General features: G+C 57.6%; 15 protein-coding genes. 8 read left to right on the top strand and 7 right to left on the bottom strand.

Annotated features, from left to right (window positions below):
* Window positions 1-162: 162 nt before the first annotated feature.
* Both ACXX83_RS08160 and ACXX83_RS08155 read left to right on the top strand, forming a co-directional pair.
* A complete protein-coding gene (locus ACXX83_RS08160) occupies window positions 163-441 on the top strand; it encodes a DUF2790 domain-containing protein (RefSeq protein ID WP_458548074.1) in 279 nt (92 codons plus the stop codon).
* Window positions 442-702: 261 nt separating this feature from the next.
* Entirely contained in the window at window positions 703-1,356 is a 654-nt protein-coding gene (locus ACXX83_RS08155; RefSeq protein WP_217838068.1) for a hypothetical protein, read from the top strand.
* A gap of 79 nt (window positions 1,357-1,435) precedes the next feature.
* Here the strand turns inward: ACXX83_RS08155 and ACXX83_RS08150 are convergent, their stop codons facing one another.
* A complete protein-coding gene (locus ACXX83_RS08150) occupies window positions 1,436-1,735 on the bottom strand; it encodes a hypothetical protein (protein ID WP_217838067.1) in 300 nt (99 codons plus the stop codon).
* A 220-nt stretch (window positions 1,736-1,955) separates the two neighbouring features.
* On the bottom strand, window positions 1,956-2,597 hold the full coding sequence (locus tag ACXX83_RS08145; RefSeq protein ID WP_458548073.1) for a response regulator: 642 nt from the start codon (window positions 2,595-2,597) through the stop codon (window positions 1,956-1,958).
* 348 nt (window positions 2,598-2,945) lie between these two features.
* Here ACXX83_RS08145 and ACXX83_RS08140 point away from each other — a divergent pair, with 348 nt between their 5' ends.
* Together ACXX83_RS08140 and ACXX83_RS08135 are read left to right on the top strand one after the other, a co-directional pair.
* A complete protein-coding gene (locus tag ACXX83_RS08140) occupies window positions 2,946-7,808 on the top strand; it encodes a HAMP domain-containing protein (RefSeq protein WP_458548072.1) in 4,863 nt (1,620 codons plus the stop codon).
* Window positions 7,805-8,935: an ATP-binding response regulator gene (locus ACXX83_RS08135; RefSeq protein WP_217838064.1), complete on the top strand. Its 1,131-nt coding sequence runs from the start codon at window positions 7,805-7,807 to the stop codon at window positions 8,933-8,935. Before ACXX83_RS08140 ends, ACXX83_RS08135 begins: the two co-directional genes overlap by 4 nt.
* A 197-nt stretch (window positions 8,936-9,132) precedes the next feature.
* Here the strand turns inward: ACXX83_RS08135 and ACXX83_RS08130 are convergent, their stop codons facing one another.
* Both ACXX83_RS08130 and ACXX83_RS08125 read right to left on the bottom strand, forming a co-directional pair.
* A complete protein-coding gene (locus tag ACXX83_RS08130) occupies window positions 9,133-9,387 on the bottom strand; it encodes a DUF1652 domain-containing protein (RefSeq protein WP_015094731.1) in 255 nt (84 codons plus the stop codon).
* A gap of 179 nt (window positions 9,388-9,566) precedes the next feature.
* The gene (locus ACXX83_RS08125; RefSeq protein ID WP_458548071.1) at window positions 9,567-15,512 is read right to left on the bottom strand and encodes a peroxidase family protein; all 5,946 of its coding nucleotides are present in this window, start codon (window positions 15,510-15,512) and stop codon (window positions 9,567-9,569) included.
* Between the two features lie 77 nt (window positions 15,513-15,589).
* On the opposite strand from ACXX83_RS08125, the gene ACXX83_RS08120 reads away from it, so the two are divergent.
* A complete protein-coding gene (locus ACXX83_RS08120) occupies window positions 15,590-17,077 on the top strand; it encodes a sensor histidine kinase (protein ID WP_458548070.1) in 1,488 nt (495 codons plus the stop codon).
* On the opposite strand, the gene ACXX83_RS08115 is transcribed toward ACXX83_RS08120, so the two are convergent.
* Window positions 17,074-17,778, bottom strand: coding sequence for a response regulator (locus ACXX83_RS08115; protein WP_015094728.1), 705 nt, complete (start codon window positions 17,776-17,778; stop codon window positions 17,074-17,076). The two genes, ACXX83_RS08120 and ACXX83_RS08115, sit on opposite strands and share 4 nt — an antisense overlap.
* Window positions 17,779-18,509: 731 nt before the next feature.
* Between ACXX83_RS08115 and ACXX83_RS08110 the strand changes: the two genes are divergently transcribed.
* The 3 genes from ACXX83_RS08110 to ACXX83_RS08100 all read left to right on the top strand — a co-directional run bounded on the left by ACXX83_RS08110 (window position 18,510) and on the right by ACXX83_RS08100 (window position 19,954).
* A complete protein-coding gene (locus ACXX83_RS08110) occupies window positions 18,510-18,806 on the top strand; it encodes a hypothetical protein (protein ID WP_217838060.1) in 297 nt (98 codons plus the stop codon).
* Window positions 18,807-19,003: 197 nt separating this feature from the next.
* Complete coding sequence (locus ACXX83_RS08105; RefSeq protein ID WP_458548069.1) at window positions 19,004-19,657, top strand: hypothetical protein; 654 nt, start codon at window positions 19,004-19,006, stop codon at window positions 19,655-19,657.
* Between the two features lie 90 nt (window positions 19,658-19,747).
* Window positions 19,748-19,954 (top strand): co-regulatory protein PtrA N-terminal domain-containing protein, encoded by a 207-nt coding sequence (locus tag ACXX83_RS08100; RefSeq protein ID WP_116583088.1) that lies wholly within the window; start codon window positions 19,748-19,750, stop codon window positions 19,952-19,954.
* 419 nt (window positions 19,955-20,373) lie between these two features.
* Here the strand turns inward: ACXX83_RS08100 and ACXX83_RS08095 are convergent, their stop codons facing one another.
* Both ACXX83_RS08095 and ACXX83_RS08090 read right to left on the bottom strand, forming a co-directional pair.
* Entirely contained in the window at window positions 20,374-20,901 is a 528-nt protein-coding gene (locus ACXX83_RS08095; protein WP_458548068.1) for a hypothetical protein, read from the bottom strand.
* A 401-nt stretch (window positions 20,902-21,302) separates the two neighbouring features.
* Entirely contained in the window at window positions 21,303-22,052 is a 750-nt protein-coding gene (locus tag ACXX83_RS08090) for a transporter family protein (RefSeq protein WP_458548067.1), read from the bottom strand.
* Window positions 22,053-22,073 lie beyond the last annotated feature (21 nt).

Raw genomic sequence — 22,073 nt, 5'->3', positions numbered from 1 at the left:
AGGACGAATGGTCGAGAGGCGTCAAGCGCGGGGAATTGCAGGGAGTTTGCAGCCACTACAGGCTTTTCAGACGGGCACGTTCGTCGTGGTGAAGTGAACTTCACTTTCATGGCGTGTCACATTAAGTCCTTGTCAAGTGAACTTCAGTGGAGGTACAGCCTTATGAGCATGGCCACGATAGTCAGTGCCGTGATTTCCAGTCTCGCACCCAGTGTCTTTGACCAGAACAACCTGCAAGACCCCGGTGCACATGCCTCAGCCGTCGAATACCACTACGGTATGGACATCGATGTGAAAAGGGTACTGCAGCGCACCGATACATCCGACAAGACCGGCGTAGTACCGGTGACCCTGGTCTACGAAGACAGCGCGGGCGAGATTCACAAGATCCGTTTCCTCGAATGGGGTGGAAGCCCTGCCGACCCCACCAGCATTGCCTGATCCGCACGTCGATCGGGTTCCCCAGAAGCGGAAGTTAAACCTCCTGTGCACTCAGTGCGATTGAGGTTTTGTGTTACCTGAAAATGGACATATTCGAATGAATGAAAGTTCATTCGCGAAACTCACTATTATCTTGGAGGTGTATTGCCCCAGGATTAATTGATAACAATGGCTGGATCTAATTGGCAGTCAGCAACGGTAAATTCCAATCAAACCGTGCCGAGAGCCAAGTTGATTCACTATTTAATAAAAGAGGTCACCATGGAACTTAGTATGTTTTCTTCGTCCACCGTGGAATATGTGCGTTTGGGCGTTGTCTATTTTCATCTCATCGCCTGTTGCGTGGCAGTCGGGCTGGTCTTGACCAGTGACATTGCAATGGTCAAGCAACTCCTGAAGGGGGATGCGTCAGGTCACCACGATGACGCGCACATGGAAAGCCTTCAAAAAACCGTATCGCTTGCACTTGTAGCGCTTTGGATTACGGGCATTGGTATCGTCGGGATCGATTATGCCGGTAAGGGGATGGAGTATTTCCTCAATCCAAAACTGCAAGCCAAAATCGGCATCGTTGTGCTGTTGACCTTTAACGGCTTCCTGTTGCATAGCGCTGTATTGCCGGCGCTGAAAAAAGCCGGTTCTTTACTCAAGCTCTCCTTCAGCCTGCGCATGCTGGCGCTGTTCTCCGGTGCCCTCTCTGGCGTGTCCTGGTTCTATGCCGCGATGCTCGGTATTGGTCGTCCGCTGGCCTGGAAGTACTCGCTGGTGGAGTTGCTGGCAGCCTATCCGGTTCTCATCGTCGGCGGTTTCGGGATGATGGTCCTGCTCACTGCCTGGGCAAAAGACAGAGACACCGAAACGCGTATGGAGCAAGGCTTCAGGACTCCAGGAAACGCCGCCCTCGCTGGATGGTGAAACCAGACTGAACAAGGAAGTTCAGCTTCAGCCAATAAAGCCTGCTGTCAGCCGTTCGAAAACGGTGCTGCTAACGCCTCTATCGCTTCCCCTTCATGCAGACTACGGAAAGATAAGCCCCCCAAAGGACACCACACAGGGCAAGTATCAACTCCGGATTGAAAATACTCTGATCGACCGGTGCCACCAGGATTTCGCTGTAAAGGCACATGGCGCCCGCGATCAACGCAATAAAGTAGCCAGTCCGTGTTCTGGTCCGGCGCAGCAATAGAACCTTTTTCAGACCCTCTTCTTTCCATTCCTGACGGGGCATGAGTTGGATTTCCTCCAGCAGCACCACACCCCACAGTAATGCGCATAACCCATAACCTATCATCATGATGCCCTCCAGAATTCAACCTGAATGCAGCCTGCACTCAGCGCTCAACTTGTGAATATCCATTGCGGAGTCTTTTCTGACTCGTTGACGATTGAGCGGACGATAATTTCCGAAGGGTCAATATGCTTGATTGGGACGCCCCCCGCTATCGACGTTAGCAGGAGTTCTTTGTGGAGATATCAGCCAAAAGCTTGTAGTGATTCCACTACAAGCAGCCACTCTAGGTTAACAAGCCGTTTTCGAGTGCATAGCGGGCCAGTTGCGCGTTGCTGTCCATCCCGGTTTTTTCCAGGATGCGTGCCCGGTACGTCGTGACGGTGCTCGGGCTCAAGTGCAGTATCTGGGCGATACGGACAATTCTTTCGCCTGCAGCCAGGAGCTTCAGTACTTCAAGCTCCCGGTCGGAGAGCGCTTCGTGGGGTGCCTCGTCGCCTCTGCCGATCGCGTTGACCAGTTTTTCTGCCAGCTCAGGACTGACGTGCTTGCCGCCTGAGGCCACCTTGCGAACGGCCGCCACCAGGGTGGCTGCGCAAATATCCTTGGTGAGGTATCCCGCTGCGCCGTGCTTGATTGCGCGTAACGCATAGGCCTCGACCGAATGCATGCTCAACATCAGAACGGCGAGCCTGGGCTTGTGCGCACGCATGAGTTTGAGGAGTTCGAGGCCGTTCTTGTCGGGAAGCTGAATATCGACCAGCGCCACGTCGAAATCCTGTTCGCGGACCAGGAGCATGGCGTCTTGTGCGGTCTCGGCTTCACCCGTTACGTCGATCTCGCCGGCAGTCTCCAGCATGCGTCGCACGCCGCTACGCACGATGCTGTGATCATCCACCAGCAAGACTCTGATTTTGTGGTCAGTCATCTGTCTTTTCCATTCGCACCCGCAAGGCCCTGGCCGTTTCGTGTCTCGATGTACAGATGATGTTGAACCCGCCGGCCCCGCCGCTACAGAAGTGCGCGCTCATGCATTCCCACACCCATCCTGCGGCCAGTGGCCAGCAAGCCATTGAATCTGCTGCCGGGTTCTACGTTAGCAGGTCGGGATTGCACTGCAAGATGACAATTGCCCCCAGGATCCGGGGCATTGCGTCAACCTTGCTAGTATTTCGTAAGCCAGCGCGCAGTTTTCAACAGGGTAAACACTGCAATGCCGGCTCCTGCGGCAAGGGGTGATGCCTTGCCCGCGGCATCATTCTGACTGGACAAAGACATGGCCACAGTGACGACACCGATCGAAGTATTGGACATGAAGACATTGCTGGCAGCGCTGAAGTCGTTGCGCAAAGGTGACTTCACTACGCGTATGCCGGAAGACTGGACCGGCATGCCGGGCAAGATCGCCGACACGCTCAACGAAATCATCGACATGGCCGCCGAGACCACCACCGAATTCGAGCGCGTGGCGCAACTGATCGGCAAGCAGGGCAAGGTCGATGAGCGAATCCAATTGCCGATGATGAAAGGCTCGTGGCAAAAGATCGTCAACTCCAGCAATGCGCTCACCAGCGACCTCATCAGCCCGATGAACGAGATCATTCGCGTGGTCGGTTCGGTTGCCGAGGGTAATCTGAGCCAGCGGGTACCGCCGGTACTAGACGGTCTGAAACTGCGGGGCCAGTTCCTCAAGTCCGCCGAGATCGTCAACACAATGGTGACGCGACTGGGTTCCTTCGCTTCCGAGGTCACCCGCGTGGCGCGCGAAGTCGGCACTGAGGGGATTCTCGGTGGGCAGGCCAATGTCAAAGGGGTGTCCGGCACCTGGAAAGACCTGACCGACTCCGTCAACGACATGGCCGCCAACCTGACCACCCAGATGCGCAACATCGCTTACGTGACCACTGCAGTGGCCAAAGGCGATCTGGGCAAGACGATTACCGTCGAAGCCCGGGGTGAGATTCTCGAGCTGAAAAACACCATCAACACCATGGTCGGCCAGCTCTCGAGTTTCGCGGCTGAGGTGACCCGCGTGGCGCTGGAAGTCGGTACCGAAGGCAAGTTGGGCGGCCAGGCGGAAGTGCGCGGCGTATCAGGCACCTGGCGCGACCTGACCGAATCGGTCAACGGCATGGCGGCCAACCTGACCACCCAGGTGCGCAACCTCGCACAGGTGACGACGGCGGTGGCGCGCGGCGACCTTGGCAAGAAAATTACCGTTGAAGCCAAGGGCGAGATTCTCGAACTGAAAAACACCATCAACACGATGGTCGACCAGCTCTCCAGCTTCGCCTCGGAGGTGACACGCGTCGCGCTGGAAGTCGGTACCGAAGGCAAACTGGGCGGACAGGCCGAAGTGACCGGCGTGTCCGGTACCTGGAAGGACTTGACCAATTCGGTCAACGGCATGGCGGCCAACCTGACCACCCAGGTGCGCAACATTGCCGACGTGACGACGGCGGTGGCCAACGGCGACCTGTCGCGCAAGATCACCGCCGAAGCCAAAGGTGAAATTCTCCAGCTCAAGGAAACCATCAACACCATGGTGGACCAGCTCTCGACCTTTGCCGACGAAGTGACGCGCATGGCTCGCGAGGTGGGGACGGACGGCAAACTCGGCGGCCAGGCCAAGGTGACGGGCGTCGGTGGGACCTGGAAAGACTTGACCGACTCGGTCAACAGCATGGCGGCCAACCTGACCAATCAGGTGCGCAACATCGCCGACGTGACGACGGCCGTGGCCAAAGGCAACCTGGGGCGCAAGATCACCGTGGAAGCCAAGGGCGAAATCATGGAGCTGAAGAACACCATCAACACCATGGTGGACCAGCTCAATAGCTTTGCCGCCGAAGTGACGCGGGTGGCGCGCGAAGTCGGCACCGAAGGCAAGCTCGGGGGGCAGGCACAGGTGCAAGGCGTGTCTGGCACCTGGAGGGATCTGACCGAAAACGTGAACTTCATGGCGGCCAACCTGACCAGCCAGGTGCGAGGCATCGCGAAAGTGGTGACCGCCGTCGCCAACGGCGACATGAAGAAGAAGCTGACACTGGAAGCCAAGGGCGAGATCGCCGAACTGGCCGACACCATCAACGGTATGACCGATACGCTGGCGCTGTTCTCCGATCAGGTGACCTCGGTGGCGCGTGAAGTGGGCGTCGAGGGCAAGCTGGGGGGCCAGGCCAACGTGCCGGGTGCTGCCGGCACCTGGCGCGATCTGACGGACAACGTGAACGGTCTGGCGGCCAACCTGACCAACCAGGTGCGCGCCATTGCCGATGTGGCGACTGCCGTGACCAAGGGCGATCTGACCCGTTACGTGGAGGTGGAAGCCAAGGGTGAAGTGGCGGAACTGAAGGACAACGTCAACGAGATGATCCGCAACCTGCGCGAAACCACGCGGCAAAACGCGGAACAGGACTGGCTCAAGAGCAATCTGGCGAAGTTCAACCGTCTGCTGCAGGGCCAGCGCGATCTGGCGGCAGTCTCCAAGATGGTGCTGTCTGAACTGGCTCCGCTGATCAACGCCCAGCACGGTGTGTTCTACATGATGGACGAGAACCCGCCGGATCCGGCGAAACTCAAGCTGCTGTCCGCTTATGCGTACAAGGGCAACATCAATGTGAACGATGAGTGGCGGCTCGGCGAGGGCCTGGTCGGGCAATGCGCCTACGAGAAGCGGCGCATCCTGCTGACCGATGTACCGGCCAATTACGTCGCGATTTCATCGGGACTGGGTGCTGCCGCCCCGCTGAATATCATCGTGTTGCCGATCCTGTTCGAGAACAAGGTCAAGGCCGTCGTCGAAATGGCTTCGTTCACGCGCTACAGCATCATTCATCAAACCTTCCTCGATCAGCTGGCCGAATCGATCGGTATCGTGCTCAACACGATCGAAGCCAACATGCGTACCGAAGAACTGCTCAAGCAGTCGCAATCGCTGGCGCACGAACTGCAAAGGCAACAGGAGGAACTGAGACAGACCAACGAGGAACTGGAGGACAAGGCCGGCCTGCTGGCGGAGCAGAAAGCCGAAGTCGAGCGCAAGAACCGTGAAGTCGAAATCACCAAGCTGTCGCTGGAGGAGAAGGCGGAGCAGCTGACGCTGACCTCGAAGTACAAGTCCGAATTCCTCTCCAGCATGTCCCATGAGCTCAGAACGCCCTTGAACAGCTTGCTGATCCTGGCCCGGCAGCTCAGCGACAACGCGCAACACAATCTCACCCCCAGGCAGGTCGAATATGCCAAGACCATCCGCAGCGCGGGCAAAGACCTGCTGGAGCTGATCGACGAGATTCTCTACCTGTCCAAGATCGAGTCGGGTACGGTCACACTGGATCTCAATGAAGCGCGGTTCGCCGATCTGCACGACCAGATCGAACGCACCTTCAGGCCGGTCGCCGAAAGCCGGGGCCTGACCTTCACGATTGAACTGGCACCTACCCTGCCCCCCGTCTTGTGGACCGACGAAAAGCGCCTGCTGCAGGTGGTCAAGAACCTGCTGTCCAACGCCTTCAAGTTCACTGAACAAGGCAGCGTCAGGATCAGCATCGAGCCCGTTGTGTCCGGGTGGAGTGTGGATCACAGCGAACTGAATCGCGCCGATGCGGTGGTCGCCTTCGTGGTCACCGACACCGGCATCGGCGTCTCGGCCGGCAAGCAGAAGCTGATCTTCGAGGCGTTCCAGCAAGCCGATACCGGAACCTCACGAAAATACGGTGGCACCGGCCTCGGCCTGTCGATCAGCCGCGAGCTCGCACACCGGCTGGGCGGTGAGCTGCGGTTGATCCCCGGTGAGATCGGCAAGGGCAGTACTTTTGCGCTGTACGTGCCCTTGCGAACACAGGATGCCCAGCGTCAGATGCTGGACGAACCAGCGACAGAGACAGCACCTGGCCAGGTCAGGCGCGACCTCCTGTCAGGTCCGACTGCACAGATACTCGACGACCGCGAGTCGATCCAACCCGGCGACCAGGTGCTGCTGATGCTCGAGGGCGATGCCCGATTTGCCGGCATCCTGCTCGAGGCCGCGCACCAGGAAGGGTTCAGGGCTATCGTCACGACCCGTGGCGCGGATGCACTGGAGCTGGTCGAGCGCTTCAAACCCGCCGCGATCACGCTGGACCCGGGCCTGACGGACATCGATGGCTGGTTGCTGCTCGAGCAGTTGAAGGGGAATTTCGCCACGCGTCACATCCCGGTCCAGATCATCTCGAACGCTGACGACCGCACACGCGGGCTGCGCTATGGCGCTTTCGACTATCTGCTCAAGCCGGTCACAGCCGACGAGATTCAGCATGCGCTGGTCGGCATCGTGGCTTTCGCAGGACGCAAGACCAGGAACCTGCTGCTGATCGACGGCGACGAAGCGAACCGCGCCCGTATCCTCGATCTGCTCGGCAACACCGACGTCAAGATCGAAACGACCGCCAGCGGCGCTGAAGCCTTGAAGAAACTGGCAAAGAAACGCTACGACTGCATGGCAATCCATCTCGAACTGCACGACGCATCCGGCATCAAGCTCCTGGAGGCGTTGCAGCAAGACCAGGCCATGCGTGAATTGCCGATCGTCGTCTATGGTGCTGAGACACTGACCAAGCCGCAACACGAGCGTTTCAGGACACTGCTGGGCAAGGGCGTGATCAAGGCTGTTCAATCCCCCGAGCGCATTCTCGACGAAACCGCACTGTTTCTTCACCGTGTCGTCGACAGGCTGTCGCAGACCCAGCGCAGGATGCTGGAAAAACTCTATGAGGGCTCGGACAGCCTCGAGGGTAAAAAGGCCCTGGTGGTCGACGACGACGTGCGCAATATCTTTGCCCTGACCAGCGTGCTCGAAAGCAACAACATGCGGGTGGCCACGGCCGAAAACGGCCGAACCGCCATAGAACTGCTGCAGCAGCAGCCCGATACCGACATCGTGCTGATGGACATCATGATGCCCGAGATGGATGGCTTTGAAACCATGCGCCAGATCCGTACCTTCAAACGATTTGAAGCCTTGCCCATGATTGCGCTGACGGCCAAGGCGATGATGGGTGACCGTGAAAAGTGCATCGAGGCAGGCGCCTCGGACTATGTCAGCAAGCCGGTGGATACCGACCAGCTGCTGTCACTGATGCGCAAATGGCTCTATCGATGAAGCAACCTCCGGTATTCAATGAAAGAGCCCAGGTGCGGCACCCGGCCCCGCCTGATGGCGTGCCAGCATCGGTGTTGCTGGTGGATGACAACCCCGCCAAGCTCACCGCGCTCGCCGCAGTGATTACCGACATGGGCCTCGATGTCGCCACGGCGACTTCCGGACGCGAGGCGCTGCGCCTGCTATTGCAACGCGACTTCGCCGTCATTCTGCTCGACGTGAAAATGCCGGCGATGGACGGTTTTGAAACCGCTGCACTCATTCACGGCCGCCCGAAGTCGGCCCATACACCCATTATCTTCGTCACCGCGGAGGCCGACACCGACTCCGAGCGTTTCCGCGGTTATACGTCCGGCGCCGTGGATTACATCTTCTCGCCGATTGTGGCCGAAGTGCTTCGCGCCAAGATCCAGGTGTTTGTCGACCTGTACTACTTGCAGCGCAAACTGACGATGCAGGCCGAAGAATTGCTGCAATCGAAGCGGCAGCTGCGTGAACTGGCCTCCTATCAGGAGCACATCAAGGAAGAAGAGCGAAAGCGCATCGCACGCGACATCCACGACGAGCTGGGACAGAGTCTGCTGGCGTTGCGAATCGATGTCTCCATGCTGCAGGCGCGCACCCGTACCATGCACCCCAGGCTCAACGAAAAGGCCAGCGATGCGCTGAATCACCTCGATACGGCCATCCGCAGTGTGCGCAGCATCATCAATGATCTTCGACCACCCGTACTCGACCTGGGATTGCAGGCCGCGATCGAGTGGCAACTTGAAGAGTTCCGGCAGCGCAGCGCGATCGATTGCACGATGTCGGCCAAAGACGAAAATTTCCGTTGCGACCTGAATGAAAAATCCGCCACGACGCTATTCCGCATCGTGCAGGAATCACTGTCGAATATTGCCCGGCACGCGCAAGCGACACAGGTGCACATCGAACTTTCCAGGGAGGGTCGCCGGCTTTACTTGCAGATCAAGGACAACGGCGTAGGCATGACGGATCGCAAAAAACTGAACTCGTTCGGGTTGGTGGGCATGAAGGAACGCATCAGCATGCTGGGCGGGGAATTCACGATCGACAGCGCACCGGACAAAGGAACGAGACTGACAATATCGCTGCCCATTGACTGACCTGGATGGCACTGCAAGTGCTATGGCCCGTGCCCATGACCGGGTATGCGTATCTCGTCGCAGGTGAATCACAGCACTGCGTTGAGTCACCGCTAAAACGGGGTGATTTCTACCCGTCGCGCCAGGCAGAAATCGGCCAAAACCGGCCTCCCACTAGTGACAATGGCTCTGCTTCATCCAAGGCGAAATAGCCTTCGCTATATCGTTAACACCACAGTGCCCATTGCATGGTGCTCTGCCATTTCAGAGCGAAGCTCACCAATCAGATTGGCAATGGCACGGCTGGAGTTCAGTTCGCTGGTCATGGCCGCAGTGGCCAGCAGATCAATCCGCCCGGATATCGAATCGAACACTTTGATCATCAGTGATCCATCCGGGTTTACCGTGCAGGTACACGAAAGAGGTTGAAATTCATGTTCAATAATATGACGAAACTCAGGCGTAGAAATCATGGCTCACGTCCATAGGGTCGGGGATCTGGATGGCTACCGATCTTCGATTGGGGAACGAAAACCGGCTTCAATCGTATTGATGGCATCTGACATGTGCTGGGTGCGATGGTCTGAACGCGCACCTTCATCATAAAAAACGGCGCCCCTTTCAACGGAGGGCGCCGTTTCGGTTTAAAGCCTTACACCACGCCGACAAAATCACTCGCGGTGAGGGCCACATGACCGACCAGGTCAATTTGGAAGTCGGCGCCATTACCGTTGTTCACGTTGCCCTCCACATAAGTGTGATCGACCCCGCCGACGTTGACGAAGTGGTACTTCAATTGCGCCTGGTCGTTGAACTCGTTGCCCACTCCGCTCCAGGCGCCGAGGAAGTTGAAGTCCTGATTACCGCCTGCACCTGCACCGGACGTCCGGGCATCGATCTGGGTCAGATCGATATGATCGGTGCCCTGTACAAAGTCGGTGATCACGTCACGGCTCGCATTCGAGGTGCCCGAATCGTTGATCGAACTGAACATGAAAATATCTGACCCGGCGCCGCCGGTCAGCGTATCGCGGTTGCCATTACCGGTCAGCGTATCGTCACCGCCACCGCCGCTCAGGGTGTCGATACCACCCTGCCCCGTCAGCGCATTGTTGCCGTTGTCACCGGTCAGGCTGTTGGTGCCACTGCCGCCGACAACACTCTCGATACTGATCAACGTGTCATTGCCCGTCTGAGCGCTGCTGGCCAGGCCGGTGGACAGATTGACCGTTGCATTGGCCGATGTCCCCGAAAGGTCATAGATGTCGGTGCCGCCACCGCCATCGTAGGTGTCATTGCCATCGTTGACCGACGCGACAAAGGTGTCATTGCCAAGACCACCAGACACGTTGTCCAGGCCCTGCCCACCCACTACACGGTCATCACCGCTGCCACCGTCAATCCAGTCATTGCCGCCCTGACCTTGCAACAGGTTACTGGCCGCATCGCCTTGAATGTGATCGCTACCCGAACCGCCGATGACGTTCTCGATGCCCGTCAGCAGATCACTACCGGTCTGTGCACTGCTGGATATGCCCGCTACCAGATCGACCGTTGCTGCCGCCGAAGTGGAGGACAAATTGTAGGTGTCGACTCCCGAGCCACCGTCATAGCGGTCGTTGCCGTCGTTCAGCGATGCCAGCAAAATATCGTTGCCGGCATCGCCGAAGATCACGTCATTGCCCGCCTGGCCACTGAGCTGGTTATTGCTGCCATTGCCGTGGATGACATTGTCCAGAGCGTTACCGGTACCGTTGATGTTGCTGGAACCCACCAGAGTCAGGTTCTCGACGTTCGCGCCCAGGGTGTAGCTCACAGAAGACATCACCGTATCGGTGCCCTCGGCAAAATTCTCCTGCACCACATCGCCATTGGCATCGACCATGTAGATATCGTTGCCAGCATTACCTCGCATCGTGTCGTTGCCGCTACCACCATCCAGCAAGTCGGAACCCAGGCCACCGTTGAGGACATCGTTGCCCGAATAGCCCATCAGGATGTCCTGATAATTGGTGCCATTGAGCGTGTTACTGAAGAAGTTGCTGCCTTCAATGAAGCGCCCGACTGCCTCTGACGGGGCCGACGTCAGTTGCTCCACTGTCCCGCTGTTGTCCGTATAAGTTGTAACCACACGCAGTTGCTGGCCGAACTGTGCCGAGGTGGGCGCAAAGGTCGAAGCATTCGCTCCGGCGATGCTCAGCCAGGTCGCACCCACCAGTGCTTGCCATTGATAGGAGAAACCGCTTGGCCCAGGCAAACCGTCTGCGTCCTGGATAGCCGAAGTGTTGGCCGTCAGCCGATATTGGGTCGGCACCGGGCGACTTGGGGTAGACGGTGCGGTGGCAAAGCCAGACAGCACCACATTACCGGTCGGCAGTTGGTTAGTGAGACTCAGGTTGATCGTACGGTCGGCGAAACGCAGTTTTTCCACCCCCATCACGATGTCGGTGCCGTCGACGTTAGCCGTGCCGAGTCGCAGGTCCACCACTTTGAATGCCGTGATCAGTTCTCCCCCCGGCCGGGTATCGGTGAACCTGGTGATGCTGTAGTCGGCAAAATTGCCGCTGAACAGTGCCGCATCTGCTGCGCCGTCAGCCGTACCGGAAGCTGCGTGGTTGTCACCCAGTATGAAATCCGCCCGGGTCGCTTGCAGGCCAGTAAAGTGTTGAGCAAAACCCTGGCTGGCGAGCAAGTGGTTCAAATCGGCGAGATGGATCGAATCGCCGACGATCACATCATTGCCGCCGTTCCCCTGGGAGACGTCATCGCCACTGCCTCCAATCAGCCAGTTCTCTGTGGCATTGCCGATCAGGCCCGCCATTGGGCTGGACGGGGTCGCCGAATTCGGACGGCTGTCACTGAAGCGTGAGCCGATCAGTCCTTCTATGTCCGTCAGTAAGGCGTTGAACGGCTGGAACAACACTGCAGTGCCTGGTGCAGCCACGATGTTTTGGTTATTGAGGTCTGCCGCTGCGTCCAAGGAGATGTTCACATCGCTGAAGGCAGCAATATCGAAACCCACGTCGCCCAAGGCCTCATCACCGTCCCCTTGACCCGGTGCACCACCCAGGCCTGGCAACAGAATGTCGTCACCGACACCGCCGAACTCCTGGTCGCCGGTGGAGCCACCGGAAATGATGTCATCACCGTCTTCACCGAACAGAATGTCCGGGCCGTCGCCACCGTAGATCTCATCGTTACCGTCACCGCCATGCACCAGATCAGTGTCGCCGCCTGCATCGATGTAGTCATTGCCGGCGCCGCCGTACAACTCGTCGATACCCGCTTCACCGTAGAGGTGATCGTTACCGTTACCGCCAATCACCACATCCAGGGCACCGGCGCTGGTCCCGGCATAGATAATGTCGTCCCCTTCCCCGCCATCGAGGAAATCTTCGATATCACCGCCGTAGATCACATCGTTGCCGTCACCACCGTAGATATGGTCGGCACCGGCCTTGCCATCAAGGATGTCATCACCACCTTCGCCGTAGATCGTATCGTCACCGTCACCAGCGTCGAGCCAATCGTTGTAGTCGGTGCCAGACAACACTTCGTGGGAGTTGTACCCCACTGCCGCGGTGCCATCAGGGTTCTCGCCCTGATCCGGACGGTAGTCACGGATATAGGATTGAGCGATATGCGTTTCCGGGTTGGTCAGGCTGACCAGTAAACCGTTACCGCCAATTCCGCCCGCGCCACCGGTCGAGTAAACGCCCACGTGGTTTGCCGCAATCAGCGTGCCGTACTTGTGCTCGCTTTTGTACGCAGTGGCACTGGCACCGGAGTCGGTATTGTTCAGTTCGATGTAGCTGTCGGCATAACCGAACACGTCGCCGGCCAGGTGGCGGGCGTCGGTGGTGCGCTCGATGATGTCCTTGAATTGTTCGGTCACCACCTGCTCGTTGAGGTTGGTCATCGCTGGCAAGCCCAGATCCAGTCGGAACAGGTAATAGAAGCGGTCACCGTCCATCAACCGCTCCATCTGGTCCTCGAAGATGGCATTGAAGGTGGTGCCCAATTGCCCGGTGTAGACATGTTTTTCCGCCAGGCCACCGATCCACAGGTCGATCGCGTTGTACCCGTCATAGCCGGCCACATGATTGCCATTGGCATCGGCGGCGCCGGAAAGAAAATACGCCGCCTCTTCGGCCGTGACGCTCCCGCCCGCGTAGTTGACCGTGACACCTGATACATCGGCATCAATGATCGCCTGGGCATGGGCCTTGTCTCCGTCAAAAGAATACGCGGCGATGAAATTGACCAGGGATTCGGGGTGGATCATGTTGTTGGCGAAGTCACTCCAACTGGTATAGGGCGTCAAGGCGTCCACGATCAGGTTGGTGTGGTGCTGAGCTCCTGCCGGTGACTCCCGCTCGGCAATCAGCGCATCGTGAATCTGCTGACGCGCCTGGTTCAGTGTGGGCAGTCCCAGGTCACGGCCACGGGCCAGGTTGATGGTCGCCAGGTCCAGCGGCTGACCGAGCAGGCCCTGTTGCAAGGCCGGGGTGACGAATTCGTCGATTTCATTGCTGATCTGCCGGGTCATGCCCAAGGCAATGGCCGTCGGCCCAACCTCGGCAAAACCGCCGGGATTGAGGAATGCCTGCTCGAGCGCATAGTGGGTGATCGCGCCGGTCAGGTCATAACCACCACTGGCATTTTTCTCAAGGGCATCGATGGTTTCGCGCAGTTGCGAGTGACCGAAACGGAATGCTGCCTGGCCGTATTCGAGCGAAATATTGGCGTTGATGCCCGAGTCATAAGTCACGAACTCTGGTAAATCCGGAGTGATCAGCCGGGCGTACTGATCAATCGCAACGTGCTGGTATTCCATTTCCACGGTCAGTTTGGCGGCGTAGAACAGCTTGTCCTGGTCCCAGGACACCGTCAGGCCATCAGCCAGGGTGAAGTTGCCGCTGGCATCGGAATAAAAACCACCACTGCCATCGCTGACCTGAACCTGCCAGTTGTGCCGCACGTTGACGTCAGTCTGCGCCAGCACCTCATTTTGCAGGTTAATCAACTGCACGTTGTGGTCTTCGTGGAAGACATGGTGGATCGCAGTCAGGCCAAAGTTTTCGTTCACCCTGCCGTCACCGGCAATGTAGTGGTCGCCCACCGATTGCAGCAGCAGTTCGTTGGCCACCGCGTAATCGGCACTGCCCGCAGCGGCACTGATGGAGAAGTCGGCAAAATTGACAAAGCTGAACAGGTTTTTCGGTCCGGAATTATCGTAGTTGATGACCATCCCGAAGGGGTTGTTCGCGTCGAAGGTAATACTGGTGATATGCGCATCCAGAGACATCAGTTTCGCTTGGTCGATATGCAAATCATCGAAGTGCGGATTCATGTCCAGCAGGATCGCCTCGCGGGTATACACCGCTTGCACGCCAGGCGTGCCGGGGTCGGCATCCAGCACATGGCCATTGGCATCGCGCACGCGAAAGTTGGCGATGTCATCCCAGGTCAGATCGTCACGGCCGGTCGCCAGCACATGGGCGCGCAGTTCGCTCAGGGTCGGCAAAGTCTGGTGGGTCAACACGCCATTGAGGGTCCAGGCCGCGTCGTCACTCAAGGTGGTGCCATCGAACAGCGCTGCGCCAGCAATGAACTGCCCTGGATGATTTGGATCTGTCACCCACTGACGCAGCAACTGCGTCACCGCGTCATTGGAGCCATACGTCTGGTTCTGGTCGATATAGGGCGAGTCGAGGTTGACGTATTGCGCCTGTCCCTGCCCGTCCACTTCGCTGACGGAGGCCCGGTGTACCTTGATCGAGTACACAGGCTGCCCATCCGGGCCGATCGTGCCGTATAGCGGGTCGTCCGGCGCAAGGGGAATAGTGATCGTTGCGTTTTGGTTGGGCTTGTTGATGAAGTCCAGTCCATGGTCAAAAAACTGCCCGAACAGTGTGAACCAGCCAGTAGTCGACGGGTCACCGCTGACAGTATTCTGGTTTCGGATGTAGTACTGGCCGGAGTCCGGCGACGTGGTATCGACTTCGCCAATGGTGCTCAGGATCCCCGGATCCGTAACGATCGCAACGCCAGTGGCTGTGTGCTGTATGTGCCCGCTGGCATCGGTGGCAAACGTCACTCCACCACTGACGATGGTCTGGCTGATCATCCGTGGCGTGTAGTCCACCAGTGAAGCTGTCGGATCGCTATACAGTGAACTACTGTCAATCATGGGCGTAGCGCCCACAGGTACACCCGCCCCCGTCAATGCCGAATTGCTCAGGTTCTGTTGGACGTAGTGCGTGTAGTCCGAATGGGTCAGGCGTATGAAGTTTTGGCCGAAACTGCCCCAGGCCTGCCCATCCAGGGTCATGTTATTGAAGTGCCCCGAGACGTTGCGCAAGCCGATCGGGTCGCGGGCACCGTTGTACCAGATGGCTTCACCAAGAGGCGCGTCAAGCGGATTGAAACTTCCCAGCACGCCGAGCACATGGACACTACCATCCGAGCCCTGATAGCCGTAGAGCGGATCACCGGCGGTGTTGTAACCGACGACATGAATGGTCGGAAAGGAAACCTGCTGGTCAAGAAACGAAATATCGTTTTGATTGAGGGTGAAGCGCTTTAGCTCATACATGATGGCAATCTCCGAATGACCTTTGAGTTGCAGGGTTTACCAACCGACTTGTCACCTATGTTCAGGGAATCAAGGCCATGGCAAAAGATGCAAAGGTCGAATCAAAAAACGAGACTTTTATCGCAGACGAGCCTGAAACTTTGGTCGGACCTGCCTCTGTTTCCAATGTCGATGGCAAGGGACATTGGCGCACCCGGATAGCGGCCCAGACGCGCAAGCTGAGTCGCTCGACCCAGTTTGTCATTGCCGCCGCACTGATCCTGGGACTGACCATGTTCTTCGTCGGCAAACTGGTGAGCACACGAATAGAAAGCGCCGCGGTACAGAGCGCGGCAGAAGCGGGCGCCCACTACATGGAAGCTTTTCTGGAGCCCTATGTGCAGGAGATGGGGCGGGACAACAGCCTCTCGGCTGAAAGTATCCAGTCCCTGGACCGCCTGATGGAAAGTCGTTCGCTAAATCAGCACATTGTCTCGATCAAGATCTGGCGAGCGGATGGCACGGTGCTCTACAGCACGAACAAAGCCATCACCAACCGCAAATTCCCGACAGACGAGATAAGCGAGGCGCTCAAGGGAAATGTGGTCACCGACCTTGAAGAACTGGACCAGGATGAAAACGTGTTCGAGCGCAAGCTCAACCTGCCGCTCTATGAGATCTACGCGCCGCTGCGGGACTTCGACTCCAGGAAAGTCATCGCGGTAGGCGAGTTTTATGAAAGGGCCGACAGTCTCAAGCGCGAGATCAATCGGGTCCGACAGCAGGTATGGATAGTTGTCGGCACTGCGACACTGGCCATGCTGACGCTGCTTTTCTTCATCGTGCGACGCGGCGACAAGATTATCCAGCAACAACAAGTGGCACTGCGCGTACGGCTGAAGGAGCAAACCCGCCTGCGCATCGGCATTGCCGCGCTCCAGCGCAAGATGGCGACGGCTACCCAAGAGTTTTCCCGGGTCAACGAACTCACCTTGCGGCGCATTGGTGCAGACTTGCACGATGGGCCGGCGCAGTTATTGACTCTGATCCTGATCCGACTCGACGATCTGGTGGAAAACTGCTCGGCTGTCGATCAAGAGTCGCTGGAAACCATTCGTGGTGCCGCCACCGACGCCTTGCGTGAAGTCCGCGATCTATCACGGGGCCTGGCGCTTCCGGAAATCAACGATTTGAGTCTGGTGGAAGAGTTGCAACTGGTGGCGCAACGGCACGAGCAGCGCACAGGCACCAGGGTCACATTAACCCTGGGGTCGCTACCGGAGGCCGCGCCGCTGCCGCTCAAACTCTGCTTGTACCGTTTTGTGCAAGAAGCCCTCAACAACGCTTACCGGCATGCCAACGGCGAGGGTCAGGTCATCCAGGCTCAATACGTTGATGACGTATTGGACATCAGTGTCCGGGACAGTGGTCCGGGCATGGCGGCGGACGCCATGCTGCTCGAGAAATCCGGTAGAACCCGATTGGGGCTTGCCGGTTTGCGTTATCGCATTGAAGCGCTGGGCGGGTTGTTCAGCATCGACTCCAGCACCTCGGGTACATCGGTCAATGCACAGTTCAAACTCTAGTAGTCAGGAGCCGCTCCGGGCATCCCTTGTGTTGTCCCTGCGCTGATGTGAAGTCGCCCGACAACTTCGCGCTCCCGGTAATGCCGCAAGGCCGTGACCGCTTCGACACGATTTCGAGCGTGCAGCTTCTGCATCACGCAAGTCATGTGGTGCTTGACGGTTTTTTCGCTGATCAACAGCTTTGACGCAACTTCCTTATTGGTCAGCCCCTTTGAAACTTCACGAATGACCTGCTCCTCGCGATGGGTCAGATCAATCTTGTGAATCTCCGCTGCGCGCTTCTTGAAGTTACTCAGCAGCTTATTGGCAAACTCGGGGGTGATATACGTCTCACCCTTGGCAACCGACCTGATCGCAAAGACCAGTTCCGGTCCGCTGACACCTTTCAAAACATACCCGCGCGCGCCGGCCTCCAGTGCCGAATAGGCGTGATCTTCGGATTCTGAAACCGTCAGCATCAGCACCTTCACATCCGGTAATTCAGTGGAAATGAACCGCACCGCGGCGAAAACATCGCCCGGCATATTGACGTCCATCAGCATCACGTCCGGGAGCGCCCTCTGGGCAATATCCCTGGCATCCTGCGCATTGACGCCCTGCTCCACGACCTGAAGATCCGCCCGTTTTCTCAACGTATTGGCAACGCCCTCACGCAACAATGGATGATCGTCGGCAATGCCGATGCGAATGACTGGATTCATGAGACGCTCCCGAAAAGATAAGCACTCGAACATTGATTGATTAATAGCAGGTTACCGGGGATGACGCGGGTCACCGGTCGTAAGTCCAAGTCTCCGGGGCGTTCGGAAATAAGACTTAAGTCGCACGAAATCCGTTCGTCAAAAAGCAATCACCTTCACATCAAGCTGAAGTTTTTGACGTTAACCTATTGTTTTATATTAGCTATAAAATCGTCAAAAACAAGGCACCCTCATGAAGCCCCGATCCATCATTTTTCCGACCAACAGTCGATCTCCTGCTTATATATAACAACCTCACTGGCTCCTCCGCCGGATAGACAAAACCTGCGACGCTCCAGGTTTATCGAAGCGGTCGCGCAGGCGACCTCGTTCAGGTCAGGCATCGCTCAAGGCGCAGTAACGGGTTCGTTCGCGGGTTGTAATCGTCACAGGCCGCGTTGGGAATTTCCGTCAGTCGCGCACGCACGCTTGATTCGCGCACGGCCTTCTACTACGGCTACACGTCACCGGCGGCCGCCCCTTTGAGTCGTTCTTCACGAAAGAGTGGCGCCCGAGCGAGGTCGAACGGGTTCGGTAAGACAAAAAACGGGTCAGTCAGCAGCACCTCCCAGGCGGTGTTGACCGCTCTGTTAATGCCGACGCAATCAACTGTCCGGAATGTGCTTTTTCGAGGGGAAAAAATGTCAGTGCATTAACCTGGTTTTTTACCCCGACCAGGGCTTTTTTGATGGTTGATTGGCTTACAACCGCCGATTTTCACCCTGGAATATGCAAAAAAACACGAAAAAATCGACGGGGCTCTCATCCGCCTCCCGACCCGCCGAAAGCCAGTGGTGCTGCTGGCTGCACCCTCTGGCGATAGCAATATGAAATCAATTTCGGTACTGCCGTTGGTCAGCAAAATTGATCAAAAAATGAACGGAGACGGCTTTTTTCGTTCAGAATACGCAACAGGTCACACGGGCTCCGATGCTCAGCTGACTCAAGAAGCGGAAGTTAAACCTCATATAGACGCCCAGTGCGAATGAGGTTTTTTGTTACCTGAAAATGGAACTAATCGAATGATCAAAAAGTTCATTCGCTAAACTCGCTTTTTTCTTCGCAGCACAATGCCGCAAGATTAAACAATAGAAATTTCTGGATCCTGACTGCAGTCAGTAACGGACAAATGCAACTAAGCCGTGCTGAAGTCATGTTGATCCACTAAGAGTACAAAGAGGTAATCATGGATCTTGGTATACTGACTTCGCCAGCCGCGGAATATGTTCGCCTGGGCGTTGTATATTTCCATCTTATCGCCTGCTGCGTTGCAATCGGGCTTGTGTTGACCAGTGACATTGCCATGGTCAAGCAACTCCTGAAGGGGGATGTGTCGGGTCACCATGATGACGCGCATCTGGAAAGCCTTCAAAAAACCGTATCACTTGCACTTGTTGCTCTTTGGATTACGGGCATTGGTATTATCGGAATAGATTATGCCGGCAAGGGGATGGAATATTTCCTCAATCCAAAGTTGCAAGCCAAAATCGGCATCGTTGTATTGTTGACCTTTAACGGTTTCCTGTTGCATAGCGCTGTATTGCCGGCGCTGAAAAAAGCCGGTTCGATACTCAAACTCTCCTTCAACTTGCGCATGCTGGCGCTGTTCTCCGGCGCGCTCTCTGGTGTGTCGTGGTTCTATGCCGCCATGCTCGGTGTCGGTCGTCCGCTGGCCTGGAAATACTCGCTGGTCGAGTTGCTGGCAGCCTATCCGGTTCTCATCGTCGGTGGCTTTGCAATGATGGTGCTGCTCACTGCCTGGGCGAAAAACAAAGACGCTGAAGGCCGTATGGAGCAACGCACCTGGGGAACCGGAAACGCCGCCCTGGCTGGCTGGTGAAGCCAGGTTGAACAAGCCCGTTCAGCCTTGGCCAATAAATTGCGCTTTTCACTGTTTACCCATTTCACTTTCTCACTTGAGGATATCCAAATGAAATCCATGAAAGCTCTCTTCGTAATCGCCGCTCTTACCGCTTCTTCTCTGGCGATGGCCACCGGTGGTGGTGACAAGACGTTCAATCGCATGGAGTCGGCCCGCAAGGTCTCGATGGAAGCCTTCCAGGTTGCGCAGAAGCAGAAGGCTGAAGCCGCTGTAGCTCAAAGCAAGGCCAAGGCAAGCAATCGCACCAACGGCTGATCCGTGTAGCGCGACCGCGCAACACGATGGCAAAAAAAGTCGCAAACCCTGCAGGGTTTGCGACTTTTTTTTCGATACGCCCTTCAAATTCCCTGGACGCTTTCTATGGGTATGCCTGCCGTTGTGTAGCGTGCAGGCCTAGTTCCGTGCCTCAACCACGTCGACATCCGGCGCGTCTGGGGCATCGGGAGCATCCGGGGCGTCTGGAGCGTCCGGGGCATCCGCCACATCCTCTCTGGCTGCCCTCTTATCGGCCTTGGCCGCCTCTCTGGCCGCGTTCGCATCAGCTTTTGCGGCGTTCCTGGCAGCATCTGCAGCAGCCCTGGATGCATCTCTGGCTGCATCTGCGTCTGCCTTGGCAGCGTCCCTGGCGGCATCTGCAGCGGCCCTGGCAGCATCTCTGGTTGCATCTGCACCCGCTACACCTGCAGCTTTTGCAGCGTCACGGGCAGCATCAGCCGCAGCTCTGGCGGCATCTCGGGCTGCGTCTGCATCAGCTTTGGCAGCGTCTCTGGCTGCATCTGCGGCATTGTTGTCAGCCCTATTAGCCTTGTCGGCTCTATCGGCCTTGTCAGCCTTGTCAGCCTTGTCAGCCTTGTCAGCCTTGTCAGCCTTATCGCCACGGGCATTGCCTGGGCCTGCGTTTCCGGCAACACCACCATGGTCAGCATCGCCGCGCCCCTTGCCGCCATGTCCTGCGGCACCATCACCGCCACCATCGCCATGGCCGCTGCCAGCGTTACCGCCACCGCCACTACCACCGTGACCACCGCCTCCGGAACCTCCACTGCCGGAGCCACTGCCACCACCGCTACCACCGTGGCCGCCTCCGCCGTCACCACCATGACCGCCGCCTCCGGAGCCAGAGCCTCCACCGCCACCACCGTGACCGCCACCGCCTCCGCCTCCGCTGCCGCCACCACCACCGCTGCCGCCATCTTTGGCATAAGCGCTGGAGAAGCTACCGATGTAATCGGGCACCAGCACAGTCGATGCAGACAGAACTGCGCCAATTGCCAGAGCCAACAAACATTTTTTTAGAAGCATGATGCACCTCCGCTTGGAGTTGCGTAGTCATGTCCGTATCGAACGCAATGTCCAGTGAGTTCCCGGCCGCCCATTGGAGCGGCCAGCCAACCGGCACGGCCATTAATTTGCAGCAATAACAAGCAACTGCGGTTTCCGAACGATCCTTCAGAGCCAGTCGGCATCCGTGCGTGGGAAATATTCCCACACTTTTAGATTAGGCCTGTCAGCCCGTGTGTCAACCACCGACCATCAGAACCGAAGCAGGCGAAGGCCTGGGTTGAGACGACGAAACCCATCGAGGCCCGGAAACTGGCAGGTATCAGTAGGTGTGGGTGAACACCAGCCCAGCCTCGCCATCCGGGCTGGCGTCGGAAAACCCCTTGACGGCATATAACTGAAACTTCCAGTTCTGATTGAGCTTGTGCGTGAGGAAGAGGGTGAGTTCCTTGATCTGGTCGCCCGTGGATACGACCTTCTGCCGCCAGTCGTAGGACACCCCCGCCGAAGTGCGCGCGAACACGGGCATGGCGAAGCCGAGGCCGGCGAATATCGGGTTGTCGAAGTCGGAGCCCGACGGATCGCCGAATTTTTTCCAGCCCAGCGTGGCGAACCCGGTCACCCTGCCGAAGGCTTTGGCGACATCGACCTGGGCGGAATAGTCGGTTTTTCCGGTGCCCAGGCACTTGTCTTCGTCGGCTGTGGGCAACTTGACCTTGCCGATCAGATCCACGAACAGCCCGCCAATATTGCCGTCAAGCAAGGCATAGTCGGCACCGACAACAGTGTCGCCCAAACCGCTTTCCACTTTGTCGCAACCGCCGGGCAACGGCTCGCCGTCAGGGCCGACCGAAGGATTGGTGATGCGCAGCCAGGGCACTGTGAGCTTGTAGGTCATGGGGCCGGTTTCGTATTTGCCCACCAGCGGGACGTACCAGGTTTCGGAAGTGGTGTCGGTGCCATAATCGCCCCGGGAGTAGTCGGTTCCGATCGAGGTCGAGAAGGTATCGGCCAGGGCCGGCAAGGCCAGGCTGGCCAGCCAACCGACGAGCAGGATGCGCTTGGGGTCCATGTTCACCTCGTGTCTTGCGTC

Source organism: Pseudomonas sp. GNP012, from assembly GCF_054343835.1.
The sequence above is the reverse complement of the archived record's forward strand: the minus strand, read 5'-3'. Positions and strand labels throughout refer to the sequence as shown.